25 protein-coding genes are annotated in these 22,600 nt (G+C 64.4%); 17 read left to right on the top strand and 8 right to left on the bottom strand.

Annotated features, from left to right (window positions below; genetic code table 11):
- Nucleotides 1-45: 45 nt before the first annotated feature.
- The 16 genes from rplB to SH602x_RS04270 all read left to right on the top strand — a co-directional run bounded on the left by rplB (nucleotide 46) and on the right by SH602x_RS04270 (nucleotide 10,321).
- Complete coding sequence (rplB, locus tag SH602x_RS04195; protein WP_479469734.1) at nucleotides 46-909, top strand: 50S ribosomal protein L2; 864 nt, start codon at nucleotides 46-48, stop codon at nucleotides 907-909.
- A 108-nt stretch (nucleotides 910-1,017) separates the two neighbouring features.
- Entirely contained in the window at nucleotides 1,018-1,287 is a 270-nt protein-coding gene (rpsS, locus tag SH602x_RS04200) for a 30S ribosomal protein S19 (protein WP_479469733.1), read from the top strand.
- A 138-nt stretch (nucleotides 1,288-1,425) separates the two neighbouring features.
- Nucleotides 1,426-1,779 (top strand): 50S ribosomal protein L22, encoded by a 354-nt coding sequence (rplV, locus tag SH602x_RS04205; protein ID WP_479469732.1) that lies wholly within the window; start codon nucleotides 1,426-1,428, stop codon nucleotides 1,777-1,779.
- Between the two features lie 101 nt (nucleotides 1,780-1,880).
- A complete protein-coding gene (gene rpsC, locus SH602x_RS04210; RefSeq protein WP_479469731.1) occupies nucleotides 1,881-2,597 on the top strand; it encodes a 30S ribosomal protein S3 in 717 nt (238 codons plus the stop codon).
- A complete protein-coding gene (gene rplP, locus SH602x_RS04215) occupies nucleotides 2,545-2,961 on the top strand; it encodes a 50S ribosomal protein L16 (RefSeq protein ID WP_479475614.1) in 417 nt (138 codons plus the stop codon). Before rpsC ends, rplP begins: the two co-directional genes overlap by 53 nt.
- Nucleotides 2,962-3,017: 56 nt before the next feature.
- A complete protein-coding gene (rpmC, locus tag SH602x_RS04220; protein WP_479469729.1) occupies nucleotides 3,018-3,224 on the top strand; it encodes a 50S ribosomal protein L29 in 207 nt (68 codons plus the stop codon).
- Between the two features lie 28 nt (nucleotides 3,225-3,252).
- Nucleotides 3,253-3,585 (top strand): 30S ribosomal protein S17, encoded by a 333-nt coding sequence (gene rpsQ, locus SH602x_RS04225; protein ID WP_479475615.1) that lies wholly within the window; start codon nucleotides 3,253-3,255, stop codon nucleotides 3,583-3,585.
- A gap of 344 nt (nucleotides 3,586-3,929) precedes the next feature.
- On the top strand, nucleotides 3,930-4,298 hold the full coding sequence (rplN, locus tag SH602x_RS04230) for a 50S ribosomal protein L14 (RefSeq protein WP_479469727.1): 369 nt from the start codon (nucleotides 3,930-3,932) through the stop codon (nucleotides 4,296-4,298).
- 176 nt (nucleotides 4,299-4,474) lie between these two features.
- The gene (gene rplE / locus SH602x_RS04235) at nucleotides 4,475-5,032 is read left to right on the top strand and encodes a 50S ribosomal protein L5 (RefSeq protein WP_479469726.1); all 558 of its coding nucleotides are present in this window, start codon (nucleotides 4,475-4,477) and stop codon (nucleotides 5,030-5,032) included.
- 80 nt (nucleotides 5,033-5,112) lie between these two features.
- Entirely contained in the window at nucleotides 5,113-5,508 is a 396-nt protein-coding gene (gene rpsH / locus SH602x_RS04240; RefSeq protein ID WP_479469725.1) for a 30S ribosomal protein S8, read from the top strand.
- A gap of 82 nt (nucleotides 5,509-5,590) precedes the next feature.
- On the top strand, nucleotides 5,591-6,151 hold the full coding sequence (rplF, locus tag SH602x_RS04245; RefSeq protein ID WP_479469724.1) for a 50S ribosomal protein L6: 561 nt from the start codon (nucleotides 5,591-5,593) through the stop codon (nucleotides 6,149-6,151).
- A gap of 63 nt (nucleotides 6,152-6,214) precedes the next feature.
- The gene (gene rplR / locus SH602x_RS04250) at nucleotides 6,215-6,583 is read left to right on the top strand and encodes a 50S ribosomal protein L18 (RefSeq protein WP_479469723.1); all 369 of its coding nucleotides are present in this window, start codon (nucleotides 6,215-6,217) and stop codon (nucleotides 6,581-6,583) included.
- A gap of 81 nt (nucleotides 6,584-6,664) precedes the next feature.
- Nucleotides 6,665-7,144, top strand: coding sequence for a 30S ribosomal protein S5 (rpsE, locus tag SH602x_RS04255; RefSeq protein WP_479469722.1), 480 nt, complete (start codon nucleotides 6,665-6,667; stop codon nucleotides 7,142-7,144).
- 78 nt (nucleotides 7,145-7,222) lie between these two features.
- Nucleotides 7,223-7,720 (top strand): 50S ribosomal protein L15, encoded by a 498-nt coding sequence (gene rplO / locus SH602x_RS04260; RefSeq protein WP_479469721.1) that lies wholly within the window; start codon nucleotides 7,223-7,225, stop codon nucleotides 7,718-7,720.
- 288 nt (nucleotides 7,721-8,008) lie between these two features.
- Nucleotides 8,009-9,370, top strand: coding sequence for a preprotein translocase subunit SecY (secY, locus tag SH602x_RS04265; RefSeq protein WP_479469720.1), 1,362 nt, complete (start codon nucleotides 8,009-8,011; stop codon nucleotides 9,368-9,370).
- Nucleotides 9,371-9,736: 366 nt separating this feature from the next.
- A complete protein-coding gene (locus SH602x_RS04270; protein ID WP_479475616.1) occupies nucleotides 9,737-10,321 on the top strand; it encodes an adenylate kinase in 585 nt (194 codons plus the stop codon).
- Nucleotides 10,322-10,440: 119 nt separating this feature from the next.
- On the opposite strand, the gene SH602x_RS04275 is transcribed toward SH602x_RS04270, so the two are convergent.
- From SH602x_RS04275 to guaB, 8 genes are all read right to left on the bottom strand, one after another.
- Nucleotides 10,441-12,090 carry a serine/threonine-protein kinase gene (locus SH602x_RS04275; RefSeq protein WP_479475617.1) on the bottom strand — a complete coding sequence of 550 codons (1,650 nt, stop codon included), beginning with the start codon at nucleotides 12,088-12,090 and terminating at the stop codon, nucleotides 10,441-10,443.
- 43 nt (nucleotides 12,091-12,133) lie between these two features.
- A complete protein-coding gene (locus SH602x_RS04280) occupies nucleotides 12,134-12,778 on the bottom strand; it encodes a sigma-70 family RNA polymerase sigma factor (protein ID WP_479469717.1) in 645 nt (214 codons plus the stop codon).
- 149 nt (nucleotides 12,779-12,927) lie between these two features.
- Nucleotides 12,928-14,922: a M56 family metallopeptidase gene (locus SH602x_RS04285; protein WP_479475618.1), complete on the bottom strand. Its 1,995-nt coding sequence runs from the start codon at nucleotides 14,920-14,922 to the stop codon at nucleotides 12,928-12,930.
- A gap of 11 nt (nucleotides 14,923-14,933) precedes the next feature.
- Nucleotides 14,934-15,446, bottom strand: coding sequence for a BlaI/MecI/CopY family transcriptional regulator (locus SH602x_RS04290; protein ID WP_479475619.1), 513 nt, complete (start codon nucleotides 15,444-15,446; stop codon nucleotides 14,934-14,936).
- Between the two features lie 148 nt (nucleotides 15,447-15,594).
- Nucleotides 15,595-16,254, bottom strand: a complete 660-nt coding sequence (locus SH602x_RS04295) for a potassium channel family protein (protein ID WP_479469714.1) — start codon at nucleotides 16,252-16,254, stop codon at nucleotides 15,595-15,597.
- A gap of 47 nt (nucleotides 16,255-16,301) precedes the next feature.
- Nucleotides 16,302-17,672, bottom strand: a complete 1,371-nt coding sequence (locus SH602x_RS04300; protein WP_479469713.1) for a TrkH family potassium uptake protein — start codon at nucleotides 17,670-17,672, stop codon at nucleotides 16,302-16,304.
- Between the two features lie 293 nt (nucleotides 17,673-17,965).
- Nucleotides 17,966-19,594 carry a hypothetical protein gene (locus SH602x_RS04305; RefSeq protein ID WP_479475620.1) on the bottom strand — a complete coding sequence of 543 codons (1,629 nt, stop codon included), beginning with the start codon at nucleotides 19,592-19,594 and terminating at the stop codon, nucleotides 17,966-17,968.
- The gene (gene guaB / locus SH602x_RS04310) at nucleotides 19,479-20,954 is read right to left on the bottom strand and encodes an IMP dehydrogenase (RefSeq protein ID WP_479475621.1); all 1,476 of its coding nucleotides are present in this window, start codon (nucleotides 20,952-20,954) and stop codon (nucleotides 19,479-19,481) included. Before guaB ends, SH602x_RS04305 begins: the two co-directional genes overlap by 116 nt.
- A 414-nt stretch (nucleotides 20,955-21,368) precedes the next feature.
- Here guaB and SH602x_RS04315 point away from each other — a divergent pair, with 414 nt between their 5' ends.
- Nucleotides 21,369-22,481, top strand: a complete 1,113-nt coding sequence (locus tag SH602x_RS04315) for an RDD family protein (RefSeq protein ID WP_479475622.1) — start codon at nucleotides 21,369-21,371, stop codon at nucleotides 22,479-22,481.
- The last annotated feature ends 119 nt before the right edge of the window (nucleotides 22,482-22,600 follow it).

The raw sequence follows: 22,600 nt of genomic DNA on the forward strand, positions 1-22,600 counted from the left end.
GACGTCCCGCCCCTGCGGGATGGCCGAAGTCAACGCGAGTTCGTCATGGGCATTCGATATTATCGTCCGACTTCCGCGGGCCGCCGCGGCGCGAGCGTCAGCGACTTCAAAGAGCTGACGCCGGGCGCCGTGCCGGAAAAGAGCCTGCTGCGCCCGATCAAGAAAACGGGCGGTCGCAATAACCAGGGCAAGATCACTGCCCGGCATCGCGGCGGCGGTCACAAGCGGATGTACCGCCTGATCGACTTCAAGCGGAACAAGGACGGCGTTCCGGCCAAGGTTCACTCGATCCAGTACGATCCGAACCGCAGCGCCCGTATCGCACTGCTGTACTACGCGGACGGCGAGAAGCGTTATATCATCGCCCCGGACGCGCTCTTCCAGGGCGCGACTGTCGAGAGCGGCGACCGCGCGGCGCCGAACGTCGGCAACTGTCTGCCGATGAAGCTGATTCCCCTCGGGTCGGCGATCCACAACATCGAGATGAACCTGGGCCGCGGCGGCGTTCTGTGCCGCAGCGCCGGAACGAACGCGACGCTCACCGCTCGCGAGGCCGACTGGGCCCAGATCACGCTCCCCAGCGGCGAAATTCGCCGTATTCCCTCCGCTTGCCGCGCCGTCATGGGCAAGGTGAGCAACTCCGATCACAGCAAGGTTCGGCTCGGCAAGGCCGGTCGCACCCGATGGCTGGGTCGTCGCCCGCACGTTCGCGGTACGGCGATGAACCCGGTCGACCATCCGCACGGCGGTGGCGAAGGCCGCACCAAGGGCGGTCGTCATCCGGTCAGCCCGACCGGCAAGTCGGCCAAGGGCGGTTCGACCCGCAGCCCCCGCAAGCCGTCGAATTCTGCGATCGTCCGTCGTCGCTGGTCGCGTCGGTACGGGCAGCTCAAGCTGCATTACAAATAAACCGCTACGACGTCAGCCGCAGCGAACAAATCGATCGTCGGACGGCGCTTTGCCGTCCGTTCTGATCGGCCCCGAATACCAGAGTTCCCTCAGAGTCGTTTCAGAGCCATGGGAAGATCCCAAAAGAAGGGTCCGTTCGTCGATCTCAAACTGCTTCTCAAGATTCAGAAGCAGGAAGAGAACGGCACCAAGGAGCCTGTCACGACCTGGGCTCGTTCGAGCACGATCGTGCCCGACTTCGTGGGCCATACGTTCATGGTTCACAACGGTCGTCAGCACCTGAAGGTCTACGTCACCGAGGACATGGTCGGTCACAAGCTCGGGGAATTCTCCCCGACGCGGACCTTCCGCGGTCACGGCGGCAGCAAGAAGAAGTAATCCTCCGCGCTGCGACGGAGCGTCGGTTTTCCCGTCGCGATCGAAACGCGCAATCGAAACAATCGAGACTGAGCGCCGGGGCGATACCCGGACGACCGACGCGGCTCCTGCGGCTGTCGGATCGAGGAGAAGACGTCCATGGCATTCAAAGCGACCCATCGTTTCGCCCGCATCAGCGCGCGGAAAGTTCGTCCGCTCGCGGATATGATCCGCGGCAAGCAGGTCGACGAAGCGCTCTCGCTGCTCAAGTATCAGCCGCAGCGCGGGGCCTACCTGCTGGAGAAGGTTCTCCGCAGCGCCTTGGGCAACGCGCAGGATCCCGATCAGAACCGCGAGACGGTCGACGTCGCCGGACTGTTCGTGAGCGTCGCGAAGGTCGACGGCGCTCCGATGTTCAAGCGGGTTCGCCCTGGCGGACGCGGTCAGTCGTTCGGCATCCTCCGCCGTTCGGCCCACATCCACGTCGAACTGGCGAACGCGGGCGAAGTCTAAACGGCACATTTCGAGACAAGTCATTTACGGCCGTTCGATAAGAACGGCGTCGTCCGCCGCGAACTGCGGAGGCGACCGAGGCGAACCGCCGAGGCGAATTTATGGGTCAGAAAGTCAATCCGATCGGCTTCCGTACCGGCATCATGCAGGACTGGAAGAGCCGTTGGTACGCGCCGAAAAAGGAGTTCGCTGGCCTTCTTCTGGAGGACAAGAAGATTCGCGACTTCGTCAAGAATCATCCCAAGAAGACGCAGTACCGGAACGCCGGGATCGACCGGATCGAGATCGAGCGGACCCGCGACGAGGTCAAGGTGATCCTCTTCGTCGCGCGTCCCGGTCTGATCATCGGCAAGAAGGGCCAGGAGGCCGACGTTCTGCAGGAAGATCTGCAGAACCTGATCGGTCGCCGCGTCAACCTCAAGATCGAAGAGATCGGACGACCTGAGATTCACGCGCAGCTCGTCGCCGAAGACGTCGCGCAGCAGTTGGCGAAGCGGGCGAACTTTCGCCGCACGCTGAAGCGAGCCATCGAGCAGACGATGGGCGCCGGCGCCAAGGGCGTGAAGATCCAGGTCGCCGGTCGGCTCGGCGGCTCTGAAATGTCCCGCCGCGAGAAACAAGTAGCCGGATCCGTTCCGCTCAGCACGCTACGCGCCAAGATCGACTACGGGTTCACCGAGGCGTGGACCGCCGTGGGGCACATCGGCGTTCAGGTCTGGGTCTATCAAGGACTGTACGAAGGAGAAGGTGGTACCGATGGCCCTGATGCCCAAGCGAGTGAAGCACCGAAAAAGCCAAAGAGGTCGTATAAGAGGTAACGCGACGCGCGGTAACCGCGTGTCGTTCGGCGAGTACGGCTTGCAGGCGCTTCAGGCGGGATACATCAAGGCGGAGACGATCGAGGCGGGTCGTATCGCGGGTCAGCAGTACATCCGCGGCATCGGTCGCCTCTACATCCGCATCTTCCCGCACAAGTCCATCACCGCCCGTCCGCTCGAAACGCGAATGGGTAAGGGTAAGGGCGAACCGGCTCACTGGGTCGCGGTCGTCAAGCCCGGCACCGTCCTCTACGAAGTGGGCGGCGTCACCGAACAGCAGGCCCGGATCTGCCTGGCCCGTCTTGCGCACAAGATGCCCGTCCGCGTTCGATTCGTTTCCCGCGAACTCGGCCAGGTGGGCTGACGCGACCGGCTTCGGCCGTCGCTCGAAACCGTCGAGAGATTCGATAAGAGATCGTCATGACTACCGTCAAAGAACTTCGCGAGATGAGCGACGAGCACCTCGGGCTGACGCTCAAGGACGCCGCCGATACGCTCTTTCGCCTGAAGGTGCAGTCGAACACCGAGAAGCTCGACGCACCCAGCGAGATCCGGCGCAATCGTCGGCTCATCGCCCAGATCAAGACCATTCAGCGTCAACGCGAGATGACGCAACCGCAGGCGTAAGTCGCCTCAAGAACTAGCGACCAGACCGATGCCCAAGAAGATCATTTCCGGAATCGTCGTCAGCGACAAAAACGCGAAGACGCGCGTCGTCGAGATCCGCTCGAAGTACCGCGATCCGCGATACGGCAAGTTCGTGCGTCATCGCACGAAGTGCTACGTCCACGACGAGAACAACGAATCGGCCCTGGGCGACACGGTCGAGATCCAGGAATCGCGGCCGCGCTCGGCGCTGAAGCGCTGGGAACTGCTCCGCGTTCTGGAGAAGAGCCGCGCGGTCGACGTCGCGGCGCTCAAGCGGGGCGAGATCTCGCTCGAAGAAGCCGTCGCCGGCGCCGAGGTTTCAGGCGAAGCGTCGAGCTGAACTCACTACTGAATAGAGCCGCAGTCGCTTTCGGGCGAGCTGCGGCGGCGACTGACGCTGCCGTCGGATCTTTCGACGGCAGTTTCGCTTCCCGAGAGCGCCAGCCGCTTGACGAAGTCGCTCGGGAGCGACACACTTCTGGTTTTTCCGATCGGCCCCGGAACCCAAGTCTCCGCCGGCCTTTCCCGCTCTGTCGGAGCGATCGACGGCGTGTCTCCACTGGAGTCTCAGCCGTCCTGAGCGACCCGATCGGGCATCACTGACATACGAACTGAACGCATCGCCCTCTCCGCGGTTTCATCGCGAGTTTGGGGCGAGAGTCGCGGCGACCCAGGATTCGATCGATGATTCAGCAGGAAACGCGACTCGAAGTTGCCGACAACACCGGCGCCAAGGAAGTGATGTGCATCAAGGTCCTCGGCGGCTCGAAGCGCCGCGTGGCGGGCCTCGGCGACACGATCATCTGCAGCGTCAAGCGAGTTTCGCCCGACAGCGACGTCAAGAAGAAGGCGGTCGTCCGGGCGGTGATCGTTCGCGTTCGGAAGCCGACCCGTCGCAAGGACGGCAGCTACGTCCGGTTCGATAAGAACGCGGTGGTGCTCGTCGACAAGGACGGCAACCCTCGCGGCACGCGTATCTTCGGGGCGGTCGCCCGCGAACTGCGCGACAAGAACTACATGAAGATCGTCAACCAGGCGACCGAGGTCGTCTGATTCCCGTGGTCTGAGTTCCTGCGGATTGCGGGCTTCGCTCGCCGCCCGTCGGTAACTGAGATATCTCGCCGGCGACCGCGTCGGCGATCCTGTCCTTAGAATCCGCAGGCCTGTACGTCGAACCTCGTCCTTTCGAGCGACGATCGTCGATAGCCAGTCCGAAAGCGTCGCCTTCCATGAAGCCCCGTCTGCAAGAGCGCTACGAGAACGAGATCCGCGAAGAGCTTCGCAAGAAGTTCGGCTACATCAACGTCCATCAGATCCCGCGTCTGGAAAAGATCGTGATCAACATGGGCGTCGGCTCGGGCATCACCGAGAAGAAGCACGTGGAAGAAGCGGTCGAATCGATGACGGCCCTGGCCGGGCAGCGTGCGGTCACGACCCGCGCTCGCAAGTCGATCGCCAACTTCAAGCTCCGCGAGGGCCTCGCGATCGGCGCCATGGTGACGCTGCGTCGCGACCGGATGTACGAATTCCTCGACCGCCTTGTCAACCTGGCCCTGCCGCGAGTTCGCGACTTTCGGGGCATCAACGAGAAGGCGTTCGACGGCAACGGGAACTACAGCTTCGGCCTTACCGAGCAGCTCGTGTTTCCCGAGGTCAACCCGGACAAGTTCCTTCGCCCGCAGGGCATGAATATCTGCGTCGTCACGTCGGCCCGGACCAACGAAGAAGCCAAGTTCCTGCTTGAGCAGTTCGGCATGCCGTTCCGCCGCAAGGACAAGGTCGCCTGACGTACCGCATCCGTTCAAACTGACGTCGCCTGACGCCGAGTGAAACAACGTCGCCGCCCAGGCGAACCACGAGACCTGCCATGTTGACTGATCCCATCGCGGACATGCTTACCCGGATTCGCAACGCCGTTCGCGTCGAACGCGGATTCGTGGACATGCCCACCTCGAAGTCGAAGCGAATGGTCGCGGAAGTCCTCAAGCGCGAGGGCTACATCTGGGACTACTCCGAAACCGAAGACAAGCCGGTCGGAACGCTGCGACTCGAACTGAAGTACGGTCCGAACGGCGAACGCGTGGTTCAACGCATCCGCCGCATCAGCCGCCCCGGACGCCGCGTTTACGCCGGAGCGAGCGACCTGCGCCCCGTGCTCGGCGGGATGGGCATCTACGTCGTCAGCACCAGCGCCGGCATGCTCAGCGATCGCGAAGCGCGATCCAAGGGCGTCGGCGGCGAAGTTATCTGCGAAATCTATTGATCCCGGGTTACTCGGGTTCGGTCTCCAAGTCGCGTAGCGAACAGATTCGCCGCGAAACGGGAGGCCGGTTCAGGAGCGAGTCATGTCTCGAATCGGCGTCAAGCCCATCCCGATCCTCGATGGCGTCAAGATCGACGTCAAGGATCGTGTCGTCTCGGTCGAAGGGCCGGTCGGCAAGCTCACCTGGGAGCATCCCGACAACGTCAACGTCGCCGTGCAGGACGTCGAAGAGCTCGGCAACAAGCCGGGCGTGACGGTCTCCCGCTCGGACGACGAACGTGCGTCGCGGGCGAACCACGGTCTGACCCGCGCGCTGATCGCCAACATGATCACGGGCGCGAAGACCGGCTACCAGAAAAAAATGGAAGTCGTCGGCGTCGGCTATCTGGCCCAGCTCGCCGGCAAGACCATCAAGCTTCGCGTCGGGTATAAGAACGAGATCGTCAAGACCATCCCCGATGATCTGAAGGTCACCGTCCCCACGCCGACGGAGATCCTGATCTTCGGCGCGGACAAGCAGAAGGTCGGCCAGTTCGCCGCCGAACTGCGGGCCGCGAAGAAGCCCGAGCCGTACAAGGGCAAGGGTATCCGCTACTCGGGCGAGTTCATCAAGCTCAAGCCTGGTAAGGCGGCCAAGAAGTAGTCGCGGCAATCTTCTCGCGACGCCCGCACGCTCTCGACTGAGTGATCGAACGGATCTCCCGAAATGGCTAACAAGAACAAGTACCTGTCGGCCCAGCGCACGCGTCGACGTCATCGCGTCCGCAACCGCATGCAGGGGACGCCCGAGCGTCCCCGGCTGAGCGTGTTCCGCTCGCTGCAGCACATCAGCGTGCAACTGGTCGACGACCTCAGCGGTCGCACGATCGCGGCGGCGGGAACGTACGAGCCTGTCGCTCGCGGCGACGGCGCCAACGGTAACAAGGATGCCGCCGCCCGCATCGGTCAGCTTATCGCCGAGCGGGCGAAGCAGGCCGGCGTGACGAAGGTCGCGTTCGACCGAGGACACTACAAGTACCATGGTCGCGTCGCGGCCCTGGCAGATGCCGCCCGCGAGGCCGGTCTGGATTTCTGATCGAATAGCAAGCGCCGCCCCGGTCCGGGGCGACGCCCCTAACGAAGACGGGCAGCAAACGAGCCCCGGAAGCGAAAGACCATGGCACAGGAAAATCAAGGCAACCTGATCGACAAACTCGTGAAGGTGAAGCGTTGCGCGGCCGTCGTGAAGGGCGGTCGCCGCTTCAGCTTCGCCGCGATGGTCGTCGTCGGCGACGGTCGCGGGAAGGTCGGCTGGGGCTACGGCAAGGCGAACGAGGTTCCCCCCGCCGTGGAGAAGGCGACTAAGCAGGCGTCGCGATCGCTCGTGACGACCGCGGTCGTCGACGGTTCGATCCCGCACAAGGTCACCGGAACCTACGGAGCCGCCCAGGTGGTGCTCCTTCCGGCCGGTGCCGGTACGGGCGTCATCGCCGGCGCCGCGGTCCGTGCGGTCTGCGAAGCCGCGGGCATTCACAACATCCTGACCAAGAGCTTCGGCAGCAACAATCCGGTGACGCTCGTGAAGGCGACCATCGCCGCTCTCGAGCAGTTGCGCACGAAGGACGAGGTCGAGCGTCTGCGGGGCGTCAGCCTCTAAAGGCCGCGATCCTACACTGAATCCATCGTCCGAATCCGGGAAGATCGTCCCGTCGATTCCGTTCCGACCGAGCGAAACATGAGCCTGCACGAAGTCCACGTCGACATCGAGAAGAACAAGAAGCGCAAGCGCATCGGTCGCGGCATCGGATCGGGTCACGGCAAGACCTCGACCCGGGGTCACAAGGGCCAGGGCCAGCGCAACGGTTACTCGCGCCATGCCGCCTTCCAGGGCGGTATGATGCCGATGGTTCGACGGATTCCGAAGCGCGGCTTCAACAATCGCTGGGCTCTGAAGGTCGCCGCGACGAACGTCGGCAACCTTGACGCCGCGTTCGAGAACGGCGCGGTCGTCGGCGTCGACGAACTGCGTGCCTTCGGCCTGGTCAGCGGCATCTTCGACATCGTCAAGATCCTCGGCGACGGCGAACTGACGAAGAAGCTCACCGTCCGGGCGCATCGCTTCAGCGAGTCGGCCAAGGAGAAGATCGAGAAGGCGGGCGGCACGGCGGAGGTCGTCGTTTATCGCGTCTCGGTGGAAGAAAAGAAGGAAGCCGCGAAGGCTCAGAAGAGCTGAGGCTTCGAACGCCGGCGAATCTGAAAGAGCGAGAGCGAAGGCGTTGCGATCGGCGACGCCTTTTTCTCTTTCCGGACGACGCCGAAACGGGGTAGACTCACCATTCTTCGCGGACCGGCCGTTCGGCCCGTCAACGACAGATCAGATCGACGCTCCTGTTTCCCTGGATGGAGACGGAGCAGGATACCAGACGACTGCCGCATTCGCCGTTCAGGAAGACCTGTTCCGGTTCCGAGCGCGGCGGTCTCATAAGCCCTGCGAGGGCGCTTTCCCGGGAAGAACGGACGAATGCTCGAGAAGCTCCGGGTCATCTTCACGATCCCCGAACTCCGCAAGAAGATTTTCCTGACGCTGGCGCTCCTGGCCGTCTATCGCGTCGGCTGGCAGATCACGCTTCCGGTCATCGATCAGGAAGCGGCCTACCAGGCGTCCCAGGACGGCGGCGGCTTCAATGACTTCCTGCGTCAGGTGTCGGTCTTCAGCGCGAGCCAGCTCACGCAGATGACGATCTTCGGCTTGGGGATCATGCCGTACATTTCGGCGTCGATCATCCTGCAGTTGCTCGGAACCGTCTGGAAGCCGCTCGAAGAGCTGCGGAAGGAGGGCGAAGCGGGACGCAAGAAGATCAACGAATACACTCGTTATCTGACGGTGCTGTTCTGCGTCTTCCAGAGTTGGGTCTTCCTCCAGATGTCGACGTCGGCAGGGGGCGGGCCGAGCATCCTGTTGCCGCAGTTCACCAGCGACGGGCAACTGACGCTCTTCTGGACTATCACCTGCGTCCTGATCATGACCGCTGGCACCATCTTCCTGATGTGGCTGGGCGAGCAGATCGACGAGTACGGCATCGGCAACGGCATCAGCCTTCTGATCATGGCGGGCATTCTGGCCCAGATGCCGGCGGCTCTGTTCAGCATGGCCGATAACTTCGACTTCCGCCTGGGCGGACTCGGCGACGGACAGACTAGCGTCGAAGAGGTCGTCGTTCTGGGCTTTCTGTTCGTCGCCGTCATCGCGGGCGTCGTGTTCATTACGCTCGGCAAGCGGAACATCCCGATCCATGCCGCGAAGCACGTCCGCGGCAATCGCGTCTACGGCGGCACGAAAAGCTCGCTGCCGCTTCGGCTCAACATGTCGGGCGTCATGCCGATCATCTTCGCCAGCAGCCTGCTGATGCTGCCCGCGATCGTGTTCAACCTGATGCAGAGCTGGCTTCCTGCGTACGCCCCGACGTTCGCGTCGCTGTCGCAGATGTTCTCTTCGGGAACTTCGTTCCTGTACAACCTGCTCTACGTCGTGCTGATCTACGTCTTCAGCTACTTCTGGACCGCGGTCATCTTCAACCCGAAGGAGATGGCGGAGAACCTTCGCGAAAGCGGCACGTTCATTCAGGGCTATCGTCCCGGTAAGTCGACCGAGAAGTACCTGGAACGCGTGTTCGAGCGGCTGACCTTCGTCGGCGCCGGCTTCCTGGCCGTGGTCGCGATCGTCCCGACGATCCTGAACAGCCTGATGAAGGTCGACTTCATGATCGCGAGCTTCTACGGCGGCACGAGCCTGCTCATCGCCGTCAGCGTCGCGTTCGACCTGGTTCAGAAGATCGACAGCCACCTCGTGATGCGGAACTACCGCGGCCTCCTGGGCGACTGATCGGCGAACGGGACCGACGCCGCCCGGCGTTCGCCGTCGGAATCCGTAGGGGTTCTGACGGCCGAGCCTGAGGGGATGCTGCCTGCGACGACGCGACGCACGTCTAATCGCCGGCAGGACGTCTCCCCCCGAGCCTTTTCGAGATATCCTTCCTATTGGCCGGCCCGCTCCCGATGGCGAGGGTCGGCTGCACGCGTCCCGCGGAACGGATTCCCGGCTGACCTCAACGGTCGGCGACGCCACGCCTGGCCAGAAGGCTGGGACGAAACTTCCATTGCGAGCGGATTCGCCGACCCTTAGGACGTTCCGCCGAGAGTTTCGCCCCGGCCTCGAAGATTCGTTCCGTCGGTTCGCGAGGGTGGCAACATGCGCATCGTGTTTCTCGGGCCGCCCGGCGCCGGCAAAGGGACGCAGTCCAAGTTTCTCGTCCAGCACCTGCGGATTCCGCATATCTCGACCGGCGAGATGCTGCGCGAGGCGATCCGTCAGGACACGGTGCTGGGGCGCGAAGCTCGGCTCTACATGGATCACGGGAAGCTCGTTCCCGATTCGCTGGTCCTCCATATCCTCAGCGAGCGCCTGAGCTGTCCCGACTGCGTGGACGGCTGCCTGTTCGACGGCTTCCCCAGGACGATCCGCCAGGCGAAGGCGCTGGACGACTACCTGCGCGACCGCGGATTGAAGGTCGACCTGGCGCTGGAGCTGCGCGTGTTCGAGGACGAACTGATCCGGCGGCTCCTCGCCCGGAAACGCGGGGACGATTCGATCGCGACGATCCGCCAGCGGATTCACGTCTATCTGCAGCAGACGCTGCCGTTGATCGACTACTACCGCGAACAGGGAAACCTGCGATCGATCTACGCGATGGCTCCGACCGAGGTCATCTCGGCACGCATTCGCGACGCCATCGATTCGATCCGCGAACAATCGCTCGCCCAGTCCAAGGGCTGAGGCGCTTGCCTACTTGCTCGCGTGCCACGGCTGGCTTGTCCAGCCGTGTCGAAGCGGCGACCCCGCACGCACGGATGGGCGAGTCATCCGGGGACCGCCGGATGACTCCGGGGAGCGCCTCACCGTCGCTCGCTGTCGAGACGCTGACGCCAGTACTTCCAGCCGGGGAAGAAGAAGCAGGCCGCCGCGACGGCGCCGAAGATGACATGCGCGTACTTCGGCATCATGACCATCAGGAATGCCGTCGCGAAGAGAGCCGCGGATTGAACGTAGAAGGCGCCTGACAGCATGCCGGCCTTCACGAAGAAGACCATTCCGGCGACCAATCCCAGAACGGGCGACAGGGTCAGCGGGCCGAGGCCCAGCATAAACTCGATCGGGAACAGCGTCGCGATGCAGATCAGGCTCGCGCCCCAGACATGGGCGATCTGACGCTCCACGAAGAGGACCGGCCCCATTCGCCGCCGCAGCGTCCAGAAGACCAGGGCCCAGGCTCCGAACCCTGCGGTCCAGAGCGCCAGGTACCACCACGCGCTCTTCACGCCGACGAGCCCCAGCACGTTCGTCAGCGCGCAGGCGATGAATAGCACCAGGCTGTGCCACATCCAAAGCAAGCCCCAGTTCTCCAGCACGCTGGCGTGGTGCGTTTCCCGCAGGATCCGCCCGAAGACCTGCGACAGGCGCCCGCTCCGCGCGGCGATAGGCTCGTCGTTGAGGTAGGCCTTCAGATCGGCGGCAAGCGCGTCGGCGGAGTCGTACCGCAGGTCGATCGGCTTCTGAAGGCACTTGAGCGCGATCATCTCCAGGTCCCGATCGACCTTCGGATAGATCGCCCGGGGGAGCGGGGGCTCCTGCTCCAGAACCATGATGACCGTCTCGACCGGCGACGCCCCCGCGAAGGGAGGTCGACCGACGAGCATGAAATAGAGCACGGCGCCCAGGCTGTAGACGTCGCTCGCCGGACCGCACTCCCCGCGACTCCCCGCCGCCTGTTCCGGCGGAATGTACGAAGGCGTTCCGAGCGCCGCGCCCGTCCGCGTGAGCGCGGCGTCGCTCTCCATCGCCTTCGCGAGCCCGAAATCGGTCAGGTGGGGAACGTCGTTGCGATCGAGCAGGATGTTCGACGGCTTGAGATCGCGATGCAGCACCCCGCGACGATGCGCGAACGCGACCGCCCGGCAGACGGGAAGCAGGATCCGGGCGGCTTCGATCGGAGGAAGCGGGCCGCGTTTGACGCGATCGGCGAGCGTCTCCCCCTCGACGAGTTGCATCGAGAGGTAGGGCCTCCCTTCGTATTCGCCGACGTCGTGAACGGGCACGATGTTGGGATGTTCGAGCTTCGCGGCGGACTCGGCCTCGATGCGGAAGCGTTCCCGCTCGGCGGGGCCCGTCAGCGCGCCTTGCAGCGTCAGCTTGAGCGCTACGTCCCGCTGCAGGCTGATCTGCCTCGCGCGGTAGACGATGCCCATGCCTCCGCGACCGATCTCGCGAAGGATCTCGTAATCCCCGAATCGCGAGGGGGGCGGATCCGGAACGCGGCGCGGTTCGATCTGCCGATCGGCGGGAAGCGTCGGCGAAACGTGCCGGGGGAAGTTCGCGATCGACGCCATTCCGAGCAGCTCGCGCAGCTCGGCCGCCATCGTCCGGTCGCCGTTGCAATACGCCTCCAGATCGGGCCGCTCGCCGCTCTGAACCGCGTCGAGCGCATGGGTCAGAGCCAAGGCCAGGCGCTCTTCGCGGTCGACCGGGGAGGTGTCGGCTTCGCTCATCTCGGTTCGTCGCGGAAGGTAGGGCCGATCCCGCCCGGAGCGATCAGCCGTCCGAGGAGTCGTTCGACGAACTCTCCAGGTTCAACTTCTCGCGCAGCCGCTTCAGCGCCCGGAGATACCGCATGCTCGCCGCCGGCTCGGTCAGCCCGAGCGCCTGGGCGATCTCCTGGTTGGTGAGTTGCTCGAAGTGTCGCATGACGAGGATCTCTCCGTCATGCTCGGGCAGTTCGGCGATCGCGGCTTCGACGCGGCGGGCCAGTTCGCGATCGGTCGCTTCGTCCGCCGGGTTCTTCGCCCCGTCGGCCAGGTGAGAGAAGAGTTCCAGCGCCGAACGATCGTCATGGGCCGGCGCCGTGAGCGATCGTTCGCGGTCGACGCTGCGCCGCGCCGAGACGCGATGCCGGCGGTGCGCGTCGATGATACGGTCCCGGGCGATCTGCCTCAGCCAGAGGTGAAAGCCCATCGCGGGGTTTTCGAGGTAATCCTTCAGCCGGCGATTGGCCTCGATCAGCACGTCCTGGATGACGTCCGAAACGTCGACGCGGGTCTGGATCTTGCGATCGAGTCGCATCTGCACCAGTCGGCGAAGCGCGTCGCGATGGCGCTCCATCAGGTCGCCGATCGCCAGCGGATCGCCGTTGCGCGCGTCTCGAAGAAGTTCCTGCGTCCGATCCGAATCAGGCCACATCGCGTCGCAGTCGTGAGGGAGAGAGCGCTTACCTTCGTTGCTTCATTCTAGCGTGCGGACCGGTTCCTCGTTCGAATCACTTCCGACCGGGCGTCTACGAAAAACGGCTCGCCGGAGCGAGCCGTCGCGTGGAAGCAGCGATTCGGTCCCTACTCTTTCGCGGCCGCGATCCTGCCGACGATCTGCTGGAAGCCTTCCAACTCGCCCCGGGCGCGGTCGAGCACGATGCGAATCTGGGTTTCGTTCAGGTCGAAGCCGATTCCCTCGCGGATCGCGTTGCGGAGGAATTCCGGCTTCTTTTCCTCGGACATTCCGCCGCGAAGCGCGTCGAACAGTCGCTCGGCGAACTGATCGACGTCGAGTTCCTCGTCGTCCGCCATTTCGACCTCGGCGGCGGCCTCCGGCGACTCTTCTCTATCCGCATTCTCTTCGTCGCCTTCACCGTCCTCACGTTCGCGGCGTTCCTCGCGACGTTTTCCTTCTTCCCGACGCTCGCCTTCCTGGCGACGCTCGCCGTCGCGCGGAATCCGCGATTCGAGTTCCTTCAGCCGCGCTTCCAGCGAGCGGATGACTCCCAGCATTCGACGTTCGCGAGGCGTAAGGTCCTCGGCATCGACGCCGGGGAGCCCTTCGCGCGGTCCTTCTTCGGCTCGACGCTCGCCGGCTTCCTCCCGTTTCTGAGCTTCGGCTTTCCGCTGAGCCATCAGCTTGGCGACTTGCTGGTCCAGTTCCTGTTTCCGCTCCTTAGCCTCCGACTCGAGGTCCTGCATCGCCCTCTTGAGCTCTTCCTGCGCGGCCTGAATGTGCGACTTGTATTTCTCTTCGAGCTCTTGCGCCCTTCGACGAATGTGTTCATCGATCTCGGCATGCACTTCAGCCACCCTACGCCGCGTATCCGCTGCAGAGAGTCCGCCTACGCCGCCTTCGCCGTCGGTTGCTTCTTCCGCCGCTTCGCGGGCGCGACCGTCCTCCGCGCCTTGTTCTTCACGTTTATCCGCTTCGTCCTTCTCACTTGTCTCCGGTCCTTGATGCTCGGCGACGGTCGCCGCGACGACGCCTTCGCGTTCGCCTTCGTCGGCGGCGACCGATCCGGCGAACGCCGCCTGACCGAGGAAGATGGCCGCCAGCAGCGCGGGGGCCAGGCAGAGCCAGCCGACGCTCGCGTGCCCTCCGGACTTCGCCTCTTCCGTTCGCAGTACCTGCCGCACGCGTTCGAGCAGTTTCATTCGAGTCTCTCCATGAAGAGGTAGGGTCAGCGCCGGGGATCCCGGTCCGACCGCCAGAGAAGCCAGTCGATAGAGCGATTCGGCGTAACGTGCCGGATCGCCGAGAATCTCCGCCGCCAGACGATCCGCCGCCCGTTCGCGATCGGCGTTCAACGTGCGGCTGACGTACCAGACGCCGGGGTGAAAGAAGAGCGTCGTCTCGACCAGGCGTTGCAGGGCGAGCGTCCACAAATCGCGACGCTTCAGATGCGCCAGTTCGTGCGCGACGGCAGCCTCCAGAACGTCCGGCGACGTTTCGAGCGCCCACGCGGCGGGAACGACGATGCAGGGTCTGATCAGGCCGAACGCGTAAGGACCCGAGGCGCTGAGCGAGCAGACCAGCCTCGGCGCGCGGGATAGTCCGCAACGCCGGGCCAACTCGCTGCATCGCGCGATCAGCGCTTCGTCGACGGGCGTCGATCGCCGGCGGACGAGGTGCAGCCGCACGGCGCTGGCGAACAGCTTCGCCCCGCCCCACGCCACGCCGATCATCCAGAGCGAGGCGATCGCATGCGGCAGCCATGCGGCGACCGCGTCGATCGTCAGCGGCGTCGCGGAGGATGCTTCGGCGTCGCCCTCGAAGTCTTCGACGGACGACGACATCGCCGCGAGTTCCGAAAGGTCGAAGTCGGCGGCTATCGAGCGCGCCGGCGGTTCGTAAGCGAGCGCCAGCGACGTCCCCGTGACGATCGGCGACGCGGCGAGAAACAGGAGCGTCAGCGTCGCCGCCGCGGAGCGCGCGGCGTGGTCATGCTCGTCCGATGAGCGCCGCCATACGGCGAGCGCGCCGGCGAAGGTCGCTCCCTGCCACAGCGAATGGACGATGGTCCAGAACGCGACATGAACGAAGAAGTCGGTCGATCGGGAGAGAAATTCCACGACCCGTCTCCTTAGCTTCGCCGCCGGGAAGGACCGTTGGACCGCGAGGCGCCGTCTTTCGTCTCGTCGACGTTGCGTCCGGCGCGGTAGGCGTCGATGGCCGACCGGATCGCGTCGAGTTCCTCCTCGGTCGGCGTCGAAACGTCGAGCAGGTGCAGGGCCAGACTCTCCGTCGAGCCGCTGAAGACCCGCTTCCAGACGTCGCGGAGGAAATCGCCGCGAACCTGCGACGGCTCGTCGGCAGGAGCGTAACGATAGGCCCGGCCTTCCAGCGTCCGCGTCAGGTGGCCCTTCTCGACCATGACGTTCATCAGGCTCATCACCGACGTATATGCCCGCGGCGGATCAGCGCCCTCGCCATCGAGTTCCGCCGCTCGCTCTTCGCCGGCGGCACGTTCCCCGGCGGCACGTTCACTGGGCAGGAACGCCAGGATCTCGCGAACGGTGAGCGGGCCGCGCTCCCAGACGATCTTCAGGATCTCCAACTCGGCGGGCGTCGGCCGAACGTGTCGCGGACGTGCCATGATCCTCTCTCGGAAGAGCAGCGAAGGCTGGCCGTAATCGACCGAACGCCTCAAGCCGTTCCGATTCTACGGATTAAGCCGTAGATGTCAACGGTTTTTGCCGTAGATAGTTTGGTGCTGTCGGACCGGCGCGTCGCGATCCCCTGCCCTACTCCAGTTCCCGCACGCGAGCGAGCTGGTCCTTGTTACCGACGACGAGCAGGACCTGATCGGCGTCCAGTTTGGCGGACGGCTCGGGGAACATGGAAAGCTTGCCCGTGAGCGCGTCCTTCAGGCCGAGGACGCTGATGCCGAAGCGTCGGCGGACGTTGAGTTCCTGCAGCGTCTTGCCGGCGAAGGAGTCGGGCACCGCGATCTCGATGATGCTGTAATCGGGATCGATCGCCAGGTAGTCGACGACGTTCGGCCAGGTTAGCCGGTCGGCCAGTTGCAGCGCGATTTCCGTTTCCGGAAAGATCACCCGGTCGACGCCGAGACTGCGCAGGATCTTGCCGTGATCGGCGGTAACCCCCTTCACGACGACCTGCCGGGCGCCGAGTTCGCGCGCATGGAGCGCGGCGAGAATCGATCGCGTGATGTCTTCGCCCAGGCTGATGACCAGCGCCATCGCCTGCTTGCAGGGGAGCTGCTCGAACGCGGCCCGCTGGGTCGCGTCGCCGATGACGGCCTCGTACAGATCGTCCTTCAGCGCTTCGACGCGCTCGCGCGAGGCGTCCATTCCGGTCACACGGACGCCGTTCTTCGTCAGGCGCTTGGCGATCGACGTGCCGAAGGATCCGAGCCCGACGACGATGATGTGCTTGTCCATATGCGTTCCGTAGCGAAGCGCGAGCTTGCAGAATCGGCGCCGCGACGTCAGCCGGCGAGCGGTTCTTCTCGAGGATAAAGGACCGGCTGTTCGCGATCGGTGCGCGCGAGCGCGGCGAAGAACGAAATCGGCCCGAGTCGACCCAGGAACATCAGCGCCACGAGGGCGAGCTTGCCGTAGCTCGACATGAACGGCGTAATGCCCATGCTGAGCCCGACGGTCCCCAGGGCGGACGCCGTTTCGAAGACCAGCGGCAGAAAGGGCCGCCGACCGACCGAGCCGACGTCGGACTCGAACGCCAGCAGTGCCAGCGCGCCCAGCGATCCCATGGCGACGAAGAGCACCAGCGTCGCGCTCGCGCGATCGATCGCGTCGTCAGGGATCGTGCGACGAAAGACGTTCATTTTCGTCAGCCCGCGCAGGCTGCACCACGATCGAATGACCAGCAGCATGGCGTTGGAGACCTTGAAACCGCCCGCCGTGGAGCAGGGACCGCCGCCGACGGCCATCAGAAAGATCGTGACGTAGAGCGTCGCGTCCGAAAGGTCGCCCACGGCCACGGAGTTGAAGCCTGCCGTTCGCGTGGTGACGCTGTGGAAAAACGCGCGAAGCGTCATCTGCTGCAGCGTCAGTCCGCGGAACGACCCGTCGATTTCGAAAAGGAGGGTCAGCACGAAACCGAGCGTGAGCAGCCCGGCGGTGCCGATCAGCATCACCTTCGTATGGAGGTGCAGGCTTCGCCAGAAGTCTTTGCCGATCCGCTTGCGGCGTTTGCGGATGTCCATAACGACCGGGTAGCCGATGCCTCCCAGCACGATCAGGCAACTGATCACCCCGATCACGAACGGATCGTCCTGGAATTGAACCAGGCTGTCGTCGAACAGGCCGAAGCCGGCGTTGCAGAACGCCGAGACGGAGTGGAACACGGCCCACCACAGCGCCTCGTCCGGCGGGTAGATCATCGACAGGCGCAGGAACAGCAGCGTCGCGCCGAGCAGCTCCGCGATGAGGGTGAACAGCAGCACCTCGCGCAGCACCTTCCCCAGCGGCGTCGATTCGTCGGCGCCGAGCGTCTCGGAAATGACGCGCCGCGCGCGCATCGACTCGGCGGAGCCGAACGAGAACAGCACGTACGTCGTCACGGTCATGATGCCGACGCCGCCGAGTTGAATCAGCAGCAGCAGCCAGAGCTGCCCGATGAACGACAGATCGCTGCCCGTCGAACGGACGGCGAGTCCCGTCACGCAGCAGGCGCTGGTCGACGTGAAGAGGGCATCGATCGCGGACCAGGGTTTCGTGCCGACGCCGCGACACCACGGATGCATCAAGCCCGCCGCGCCGACGAGAATCAGCACCGCGTACCAGAAGCACGAAACGCGTGCGGGATAGCGTGAAACCGACCCGACGGTCGTTGGCATCGGCGTGCGAAATCAGCGAAGCGACGAACGCCGTTGCGGCTAACGATAGCGGGCGCGCGACGCACAGGAGCAAAGGGGAAGTATAGCCCGGTCGGAACGTCGGCGAAGAACGGCCAGGCGTCGCGGGTGGCCCGGAATGATTGCAATCCGGGGGACGTCAGCCGCAGGCCACCCCGATTTCTGATGCGCAGCCGTTACGAAACGAAAAAACGGCAAGGTCGCCCTTGCCGTTTCTCCAATCGCTCCTGCCAGGCAGAAGTTCGTTATGCAGCGTCCGTTCGATCGTTTCCGAATCAGGGGAGAATCGCGACTCCGCCGACTACGGCGCCCGCTTGCAGGGCCGCTCCGCGGAGGCTGATGGGAATCGGCTCGATCATCCAGGGGGCACAGCTTCCGGGGCGATAGTAGCCCAGGACGTACTGGCATTCGTTCGGCGGAGCGACGCCCATGTTGTAGGGGAGCGTCGCGATGTTCACGAAGAAGTGGGCGCCCGAGATGATCGGCTGAGCGATCGGGCCGGCGGTGTGACCGTACCGTTCGAGCTGCGTTTCTTCGAAGTAGAGCGGCTTGTGGCAGAGGGCCGAGGCCTTCCACGTGAACGTCGTCGGCTCGAACGAGCGGGCCAGCAGCGTCTCGTCACGCAGCACGCACTCCGCCGGGATTCGCCAGGTTCGCCCGAGGTAGTACAGATCCTCTTCGCTCAAGTCGCGTTGACGGATCTGCTGAACGCCGTTGCCCGTCTCGATCTTGACGAAGCCGTTCTCGTATCCGACCAGGCGGCCTTCGGCGAGCACGGATCCGCCCCGGTTGGTCCAGGAACGAGCCGGCTCTTCTGCCAGCGCGACGGCGGGATCCTCTTTCGGTTCGCTCTCCGTCCGCATCAGCGACGGAGCGTACGGAGGCGTCAGGTCGAGCGAGATCCGGCTCAGTTGAGCGTTCCGGGCGAACTCCGCCGCGGTCGCACACCGACGCAGGTGATCTTCGACGGTTTCCTCCGAAGGGGAGACCATCTCTTCGCGATCGCCAGGCGCGGGCAGGGGCGCCGCATCGCCTTCGTCCGTCGTCCCGGGAACGGGCGCTCCCTGAGCGAACTGCTGTCGGCTCGGGACGAGCGGCGCAACGGGCTCTTCTTCGACCAGCGCCGGCGGCGCGGGGAACTCGTCGGCGTTATTACGGGCGACGAGGACCGACTTCTCCGGCGTTTGAGCCTGAGCGTGAACGACGGCTCCGCGTCGCTCGCCCGAGCGATCGACTGCGGGACTGGCCTGTCCGCGAAGACCGTTCGCCTCGCTCCAGTCAGCGACCGTGCGGACCGCCTTGGCGTCGCCGAAGGGATCGCGGAACGGGTCATTGGACGGGGCGGAGGACGCTTCCGCATCGACGTTCTGGCGCTGGGCGACCTGTCGCTTGACGCGCTCCGCCGCCGACATCCGGGGACGCCAGTCGAGGCGCGAGCCGTTCGCCGCGAAGTCGGAATCCTGTCCCAGGTCGCTCGTCGTGGAGCGGGGGACGACGGACGAGGAAATCGCCTGGTTGGCGCTCGCCGGCTGAACGCCGGGTGCGGCGAGTTCGAGCGTCGCCGGCAGATTGGCGTCGCGACTCGTCGACCAGTTCGGGCGAGCGTGCGCTGCGCCGGTAGTGGGCGCCAGATCCCGGAGCGGATTGGCCGTCTGCTGTGCGACCGCGGTTCCCGCGACCGAACCGACGAGCGTCGCCGCCAGGGCGCCTGCCCGGAAGGCGGCTCCCGTTCGGAACGCTTGTCCGCCGCGGGCCGTCAGCCAGCCCGCGACGATCGACCCGACGAGATCAATCGATCTCGCCGTGGATCTCAGGGCTGTAATTGGGGGCTTCTTGCGTGATGACGATGTCGTGCGGGTGGTTTTCCCGGACGGTCGCTGCGGAAACCTGGATAAAGCGCGCATCCTTGCGTAGCTCCTCGACGGATTTCGTTCCGCAGTACCCCATGCCGGCCTTCAGTCCGCCGACAAGCTGGTATACGAAGTCGCTCAGGGGGCCTTTGAAGGGAACGCGTCCTTCGACGCCTTCCGGCACCAGCTTCCCGGCGTCCCGTTCGGACCCCTTTTGCCGGTACCGTTCGCTCGAGCCCTTCACCATGGCTCCGATCGACCCCATGCCCCGGTACGCCTTGAACGTGCGGCCCTGGTAAAGGATCAATCGTCCGGGACTTTCCGCTAATCCAGCGAAAAGCCCCCCGATCATGACGGCGTGAGCGCCGGCAGCGATCGCCTTGGTGATGTCGCCCGAGAACCGAATCCCTCCGTCGGCGATGATCGAAACATCGGTCGACTGTGCGACGGACGACGCCTCGGCAATTGCGGTGATCTGGGGGACCCCCACGCCCGAGACGACCCGCGTCGTGCAGATCGACCCCGGACCGATACCCACCTTCACAGCGTCGGCGCCGGCCTCGATCAAGGCCCTGCAACCGTCAGCCGTGGCGACATTTCCGGCGATGACGTCGATGTCCCACGTCTGCTTGATGTAGCGGACGCTTTCGATCACGTTCGCCGAGTGCCCGTGGGCACTATCGACGACGAGTACGTCAACCCCTTTTTCGATCAGACTTTGCGCTCGCTCATAGTCGTAGACGCCTATTGCGGCTCCGACCCGTAGCCTCCCCATCGCGTCTTTGCACGCGGCGGGGAACCGCTTCATCATGTCGATGTCTTTGATGGTGATCAGCCCGGTCAGTTTGTACTCTTCGTCCACGAGCAGAAGTTTCTCCACCCGTTTTTCCGTCAAAATCTTCTCAGCCTCCTCAAGCGTCACGATCCCCCGCGCCGTGACGAGCTTGTCCCGCGTCATCACCTCCGAGACCTGCTGGTCGTCCGACTCGACGAACCGCAGATCGCGGCGGGTCAGAATCCCGACGAGCTTCCCGTCCCGCTCCGTGATCGGCACGCCGGAGACGTTGTGCTGGTCCATGGCCTGTTTGGCATGGCGGGCGGTCGCATCCGGACGGAGCGTGATCGGATCGACGATGATCCCGTTCGCGCTCCTTTTGACCTTGTAGACCTCCTCGGTCTGGTCCTGGACCGACATGTTCTTATGGATGATGCCGATCCCCCCCTCTTTCGCGAGGGCGATCGCCATCTGGTGCTCGGTCACCGTGTCCATCGGCGAGCTGAGCAGCGGGATCCTGAGCGCGATCCGGCGGGTCAGGCGCGTGCTCACGTCCGATTCGCTGGGCACGAAGTCGCTGAACCGCGGCTCGAGCAGGACGTCGTCGAAGGTGATGCCGTGCTTGACGATCTTGTCCATCCAGGACTCCGGGTACGAAGCGAGACGCTGACGATCGATACAGGGCGAACCGTACGCGGTACGGGACGCAGCCGGACCCTTCGCCCTTCGAAGCGCCTGCTCAGGCGATGCGGAGAAGGCGATCCGGGCGAGCGAGCGAAGAAGCGGATTATAGAAGCGCTTTCGCTCCGACGGCAATTCGCCGCAAAGTAACGAACTCGCGAGCCCTTACGAACTTGGCTCGGTCGTGACGTCGGCTCGCAGGAGTTGCCCGTCATGGCACACGGAGAAGACTTCGCGGCGTTCGACGATCCGGCTTCGGAGCGGTCGTCCGTTGCGAGCGACTCTCCAGCGGTCGATAATGCCGACGTTCGAGCGTTCGGCCTCGTAAGGGCGAGAATCGTTCGACGTTCGTTCGATCTGGAATCCCGGCGTATGGCAGGAAAGGAAAAGCCGCTCGATCTGACGATCGAGGTCGTCACGCCGGAGAATATCGAGTTCGACTACGAAATCTGCGGACCGATCCGCCGGCTGTTCGCGTTCACGCTCGACTGGGTCATCGTCAGCGTCGCGCTGCTGGCGTTGCACATCTTCCTGTCGATCGTGATGGGGCTGATCGGTCTTACGGGCCTGCTCGTGAATCTCGGGCCGCTGCTCGAATTCATGTTCGTGTTCTATCAGGCGGCGACGCTCGTCTCGCTCTTCGTGATCGTCTGGTTCTACGGGTGCGTGTTCGAGACCTGGTGGAACGGTCAGACGCCGGGGAAACGGATCCTCGGCCTGCGGGTCATGAGCTATACCGGGAAGCCGATCAACGCGGCGCAGGCCGTGTTCCGGAACTTCTTTCGCGGGGTCGATATGTTCCCGCTCGTGCCGCTCGGCGCCGTGCTGCACCTGATGTACGTCTTTCCGCCGACGCAGGTCCTGCTGACGACGTTCGGCTTTCCCGCCGACGCGGATAACGAGATGGTCCGCATGCTGGAGCAGTTCTATCTCGTGCCGATGTGTCTGGTCGCGCTCGTGGCGATGTCGACCAATTCGCGGTTTCAACGCATCGGCGATCTGTTCTGCGGAACGATGGTCGTCATCGAGAGCCGATCCTACGACATCGGGGGCTATATCCCCTCGGACGACGCCCGCACGAGTTCGCTGGCGGAGTTCGTGCCGAGAACGTTTCAGTTCTCGCGGTCGCTGCGCCTCGCGCTGACGGCGTACATGGAGAAGCGACGGTCGCTCTCCGTTCCCCGGCGTCGCGAGATCGCCCGGCATCTGGCCGAGCCCCTGCTGGCCCGGTTCGGCCTGCCGATGGATACGAGCTACGACCTGTTCCTCTGCTCGCTTTACTTCCGGGCCTTTTCGCCCGATCGTGGGGCCGAGCCGCCCCAGGCGTTCGCGGGAACGGAGCCCCTCAAAATCGTTATTGAGCCCGCGGCGGCCGCCCATTTCCTGGCGGCCGCGCCGTTGGGCGTTTCCACGGAGCCGCTTCCCTCCGAGGCTTCGCAACCTGCGGGTTGGGCAGGAGATGCGGGTCCGCCGCCCCGCGTCTGAGACGGGCGCCTCGCACGTAAGCTCCGTCGCCGTCGATGTTTGCCGTGCGCCGAGCAGCAAGGTAGGATAGGACGTTGGACCCTGTCGCGTTTTCGATCGCGTGTCGCGTCAGTCCGGGC

It is taken from the genome of Lignipirellula cremea, assembly GCF_056501455.1.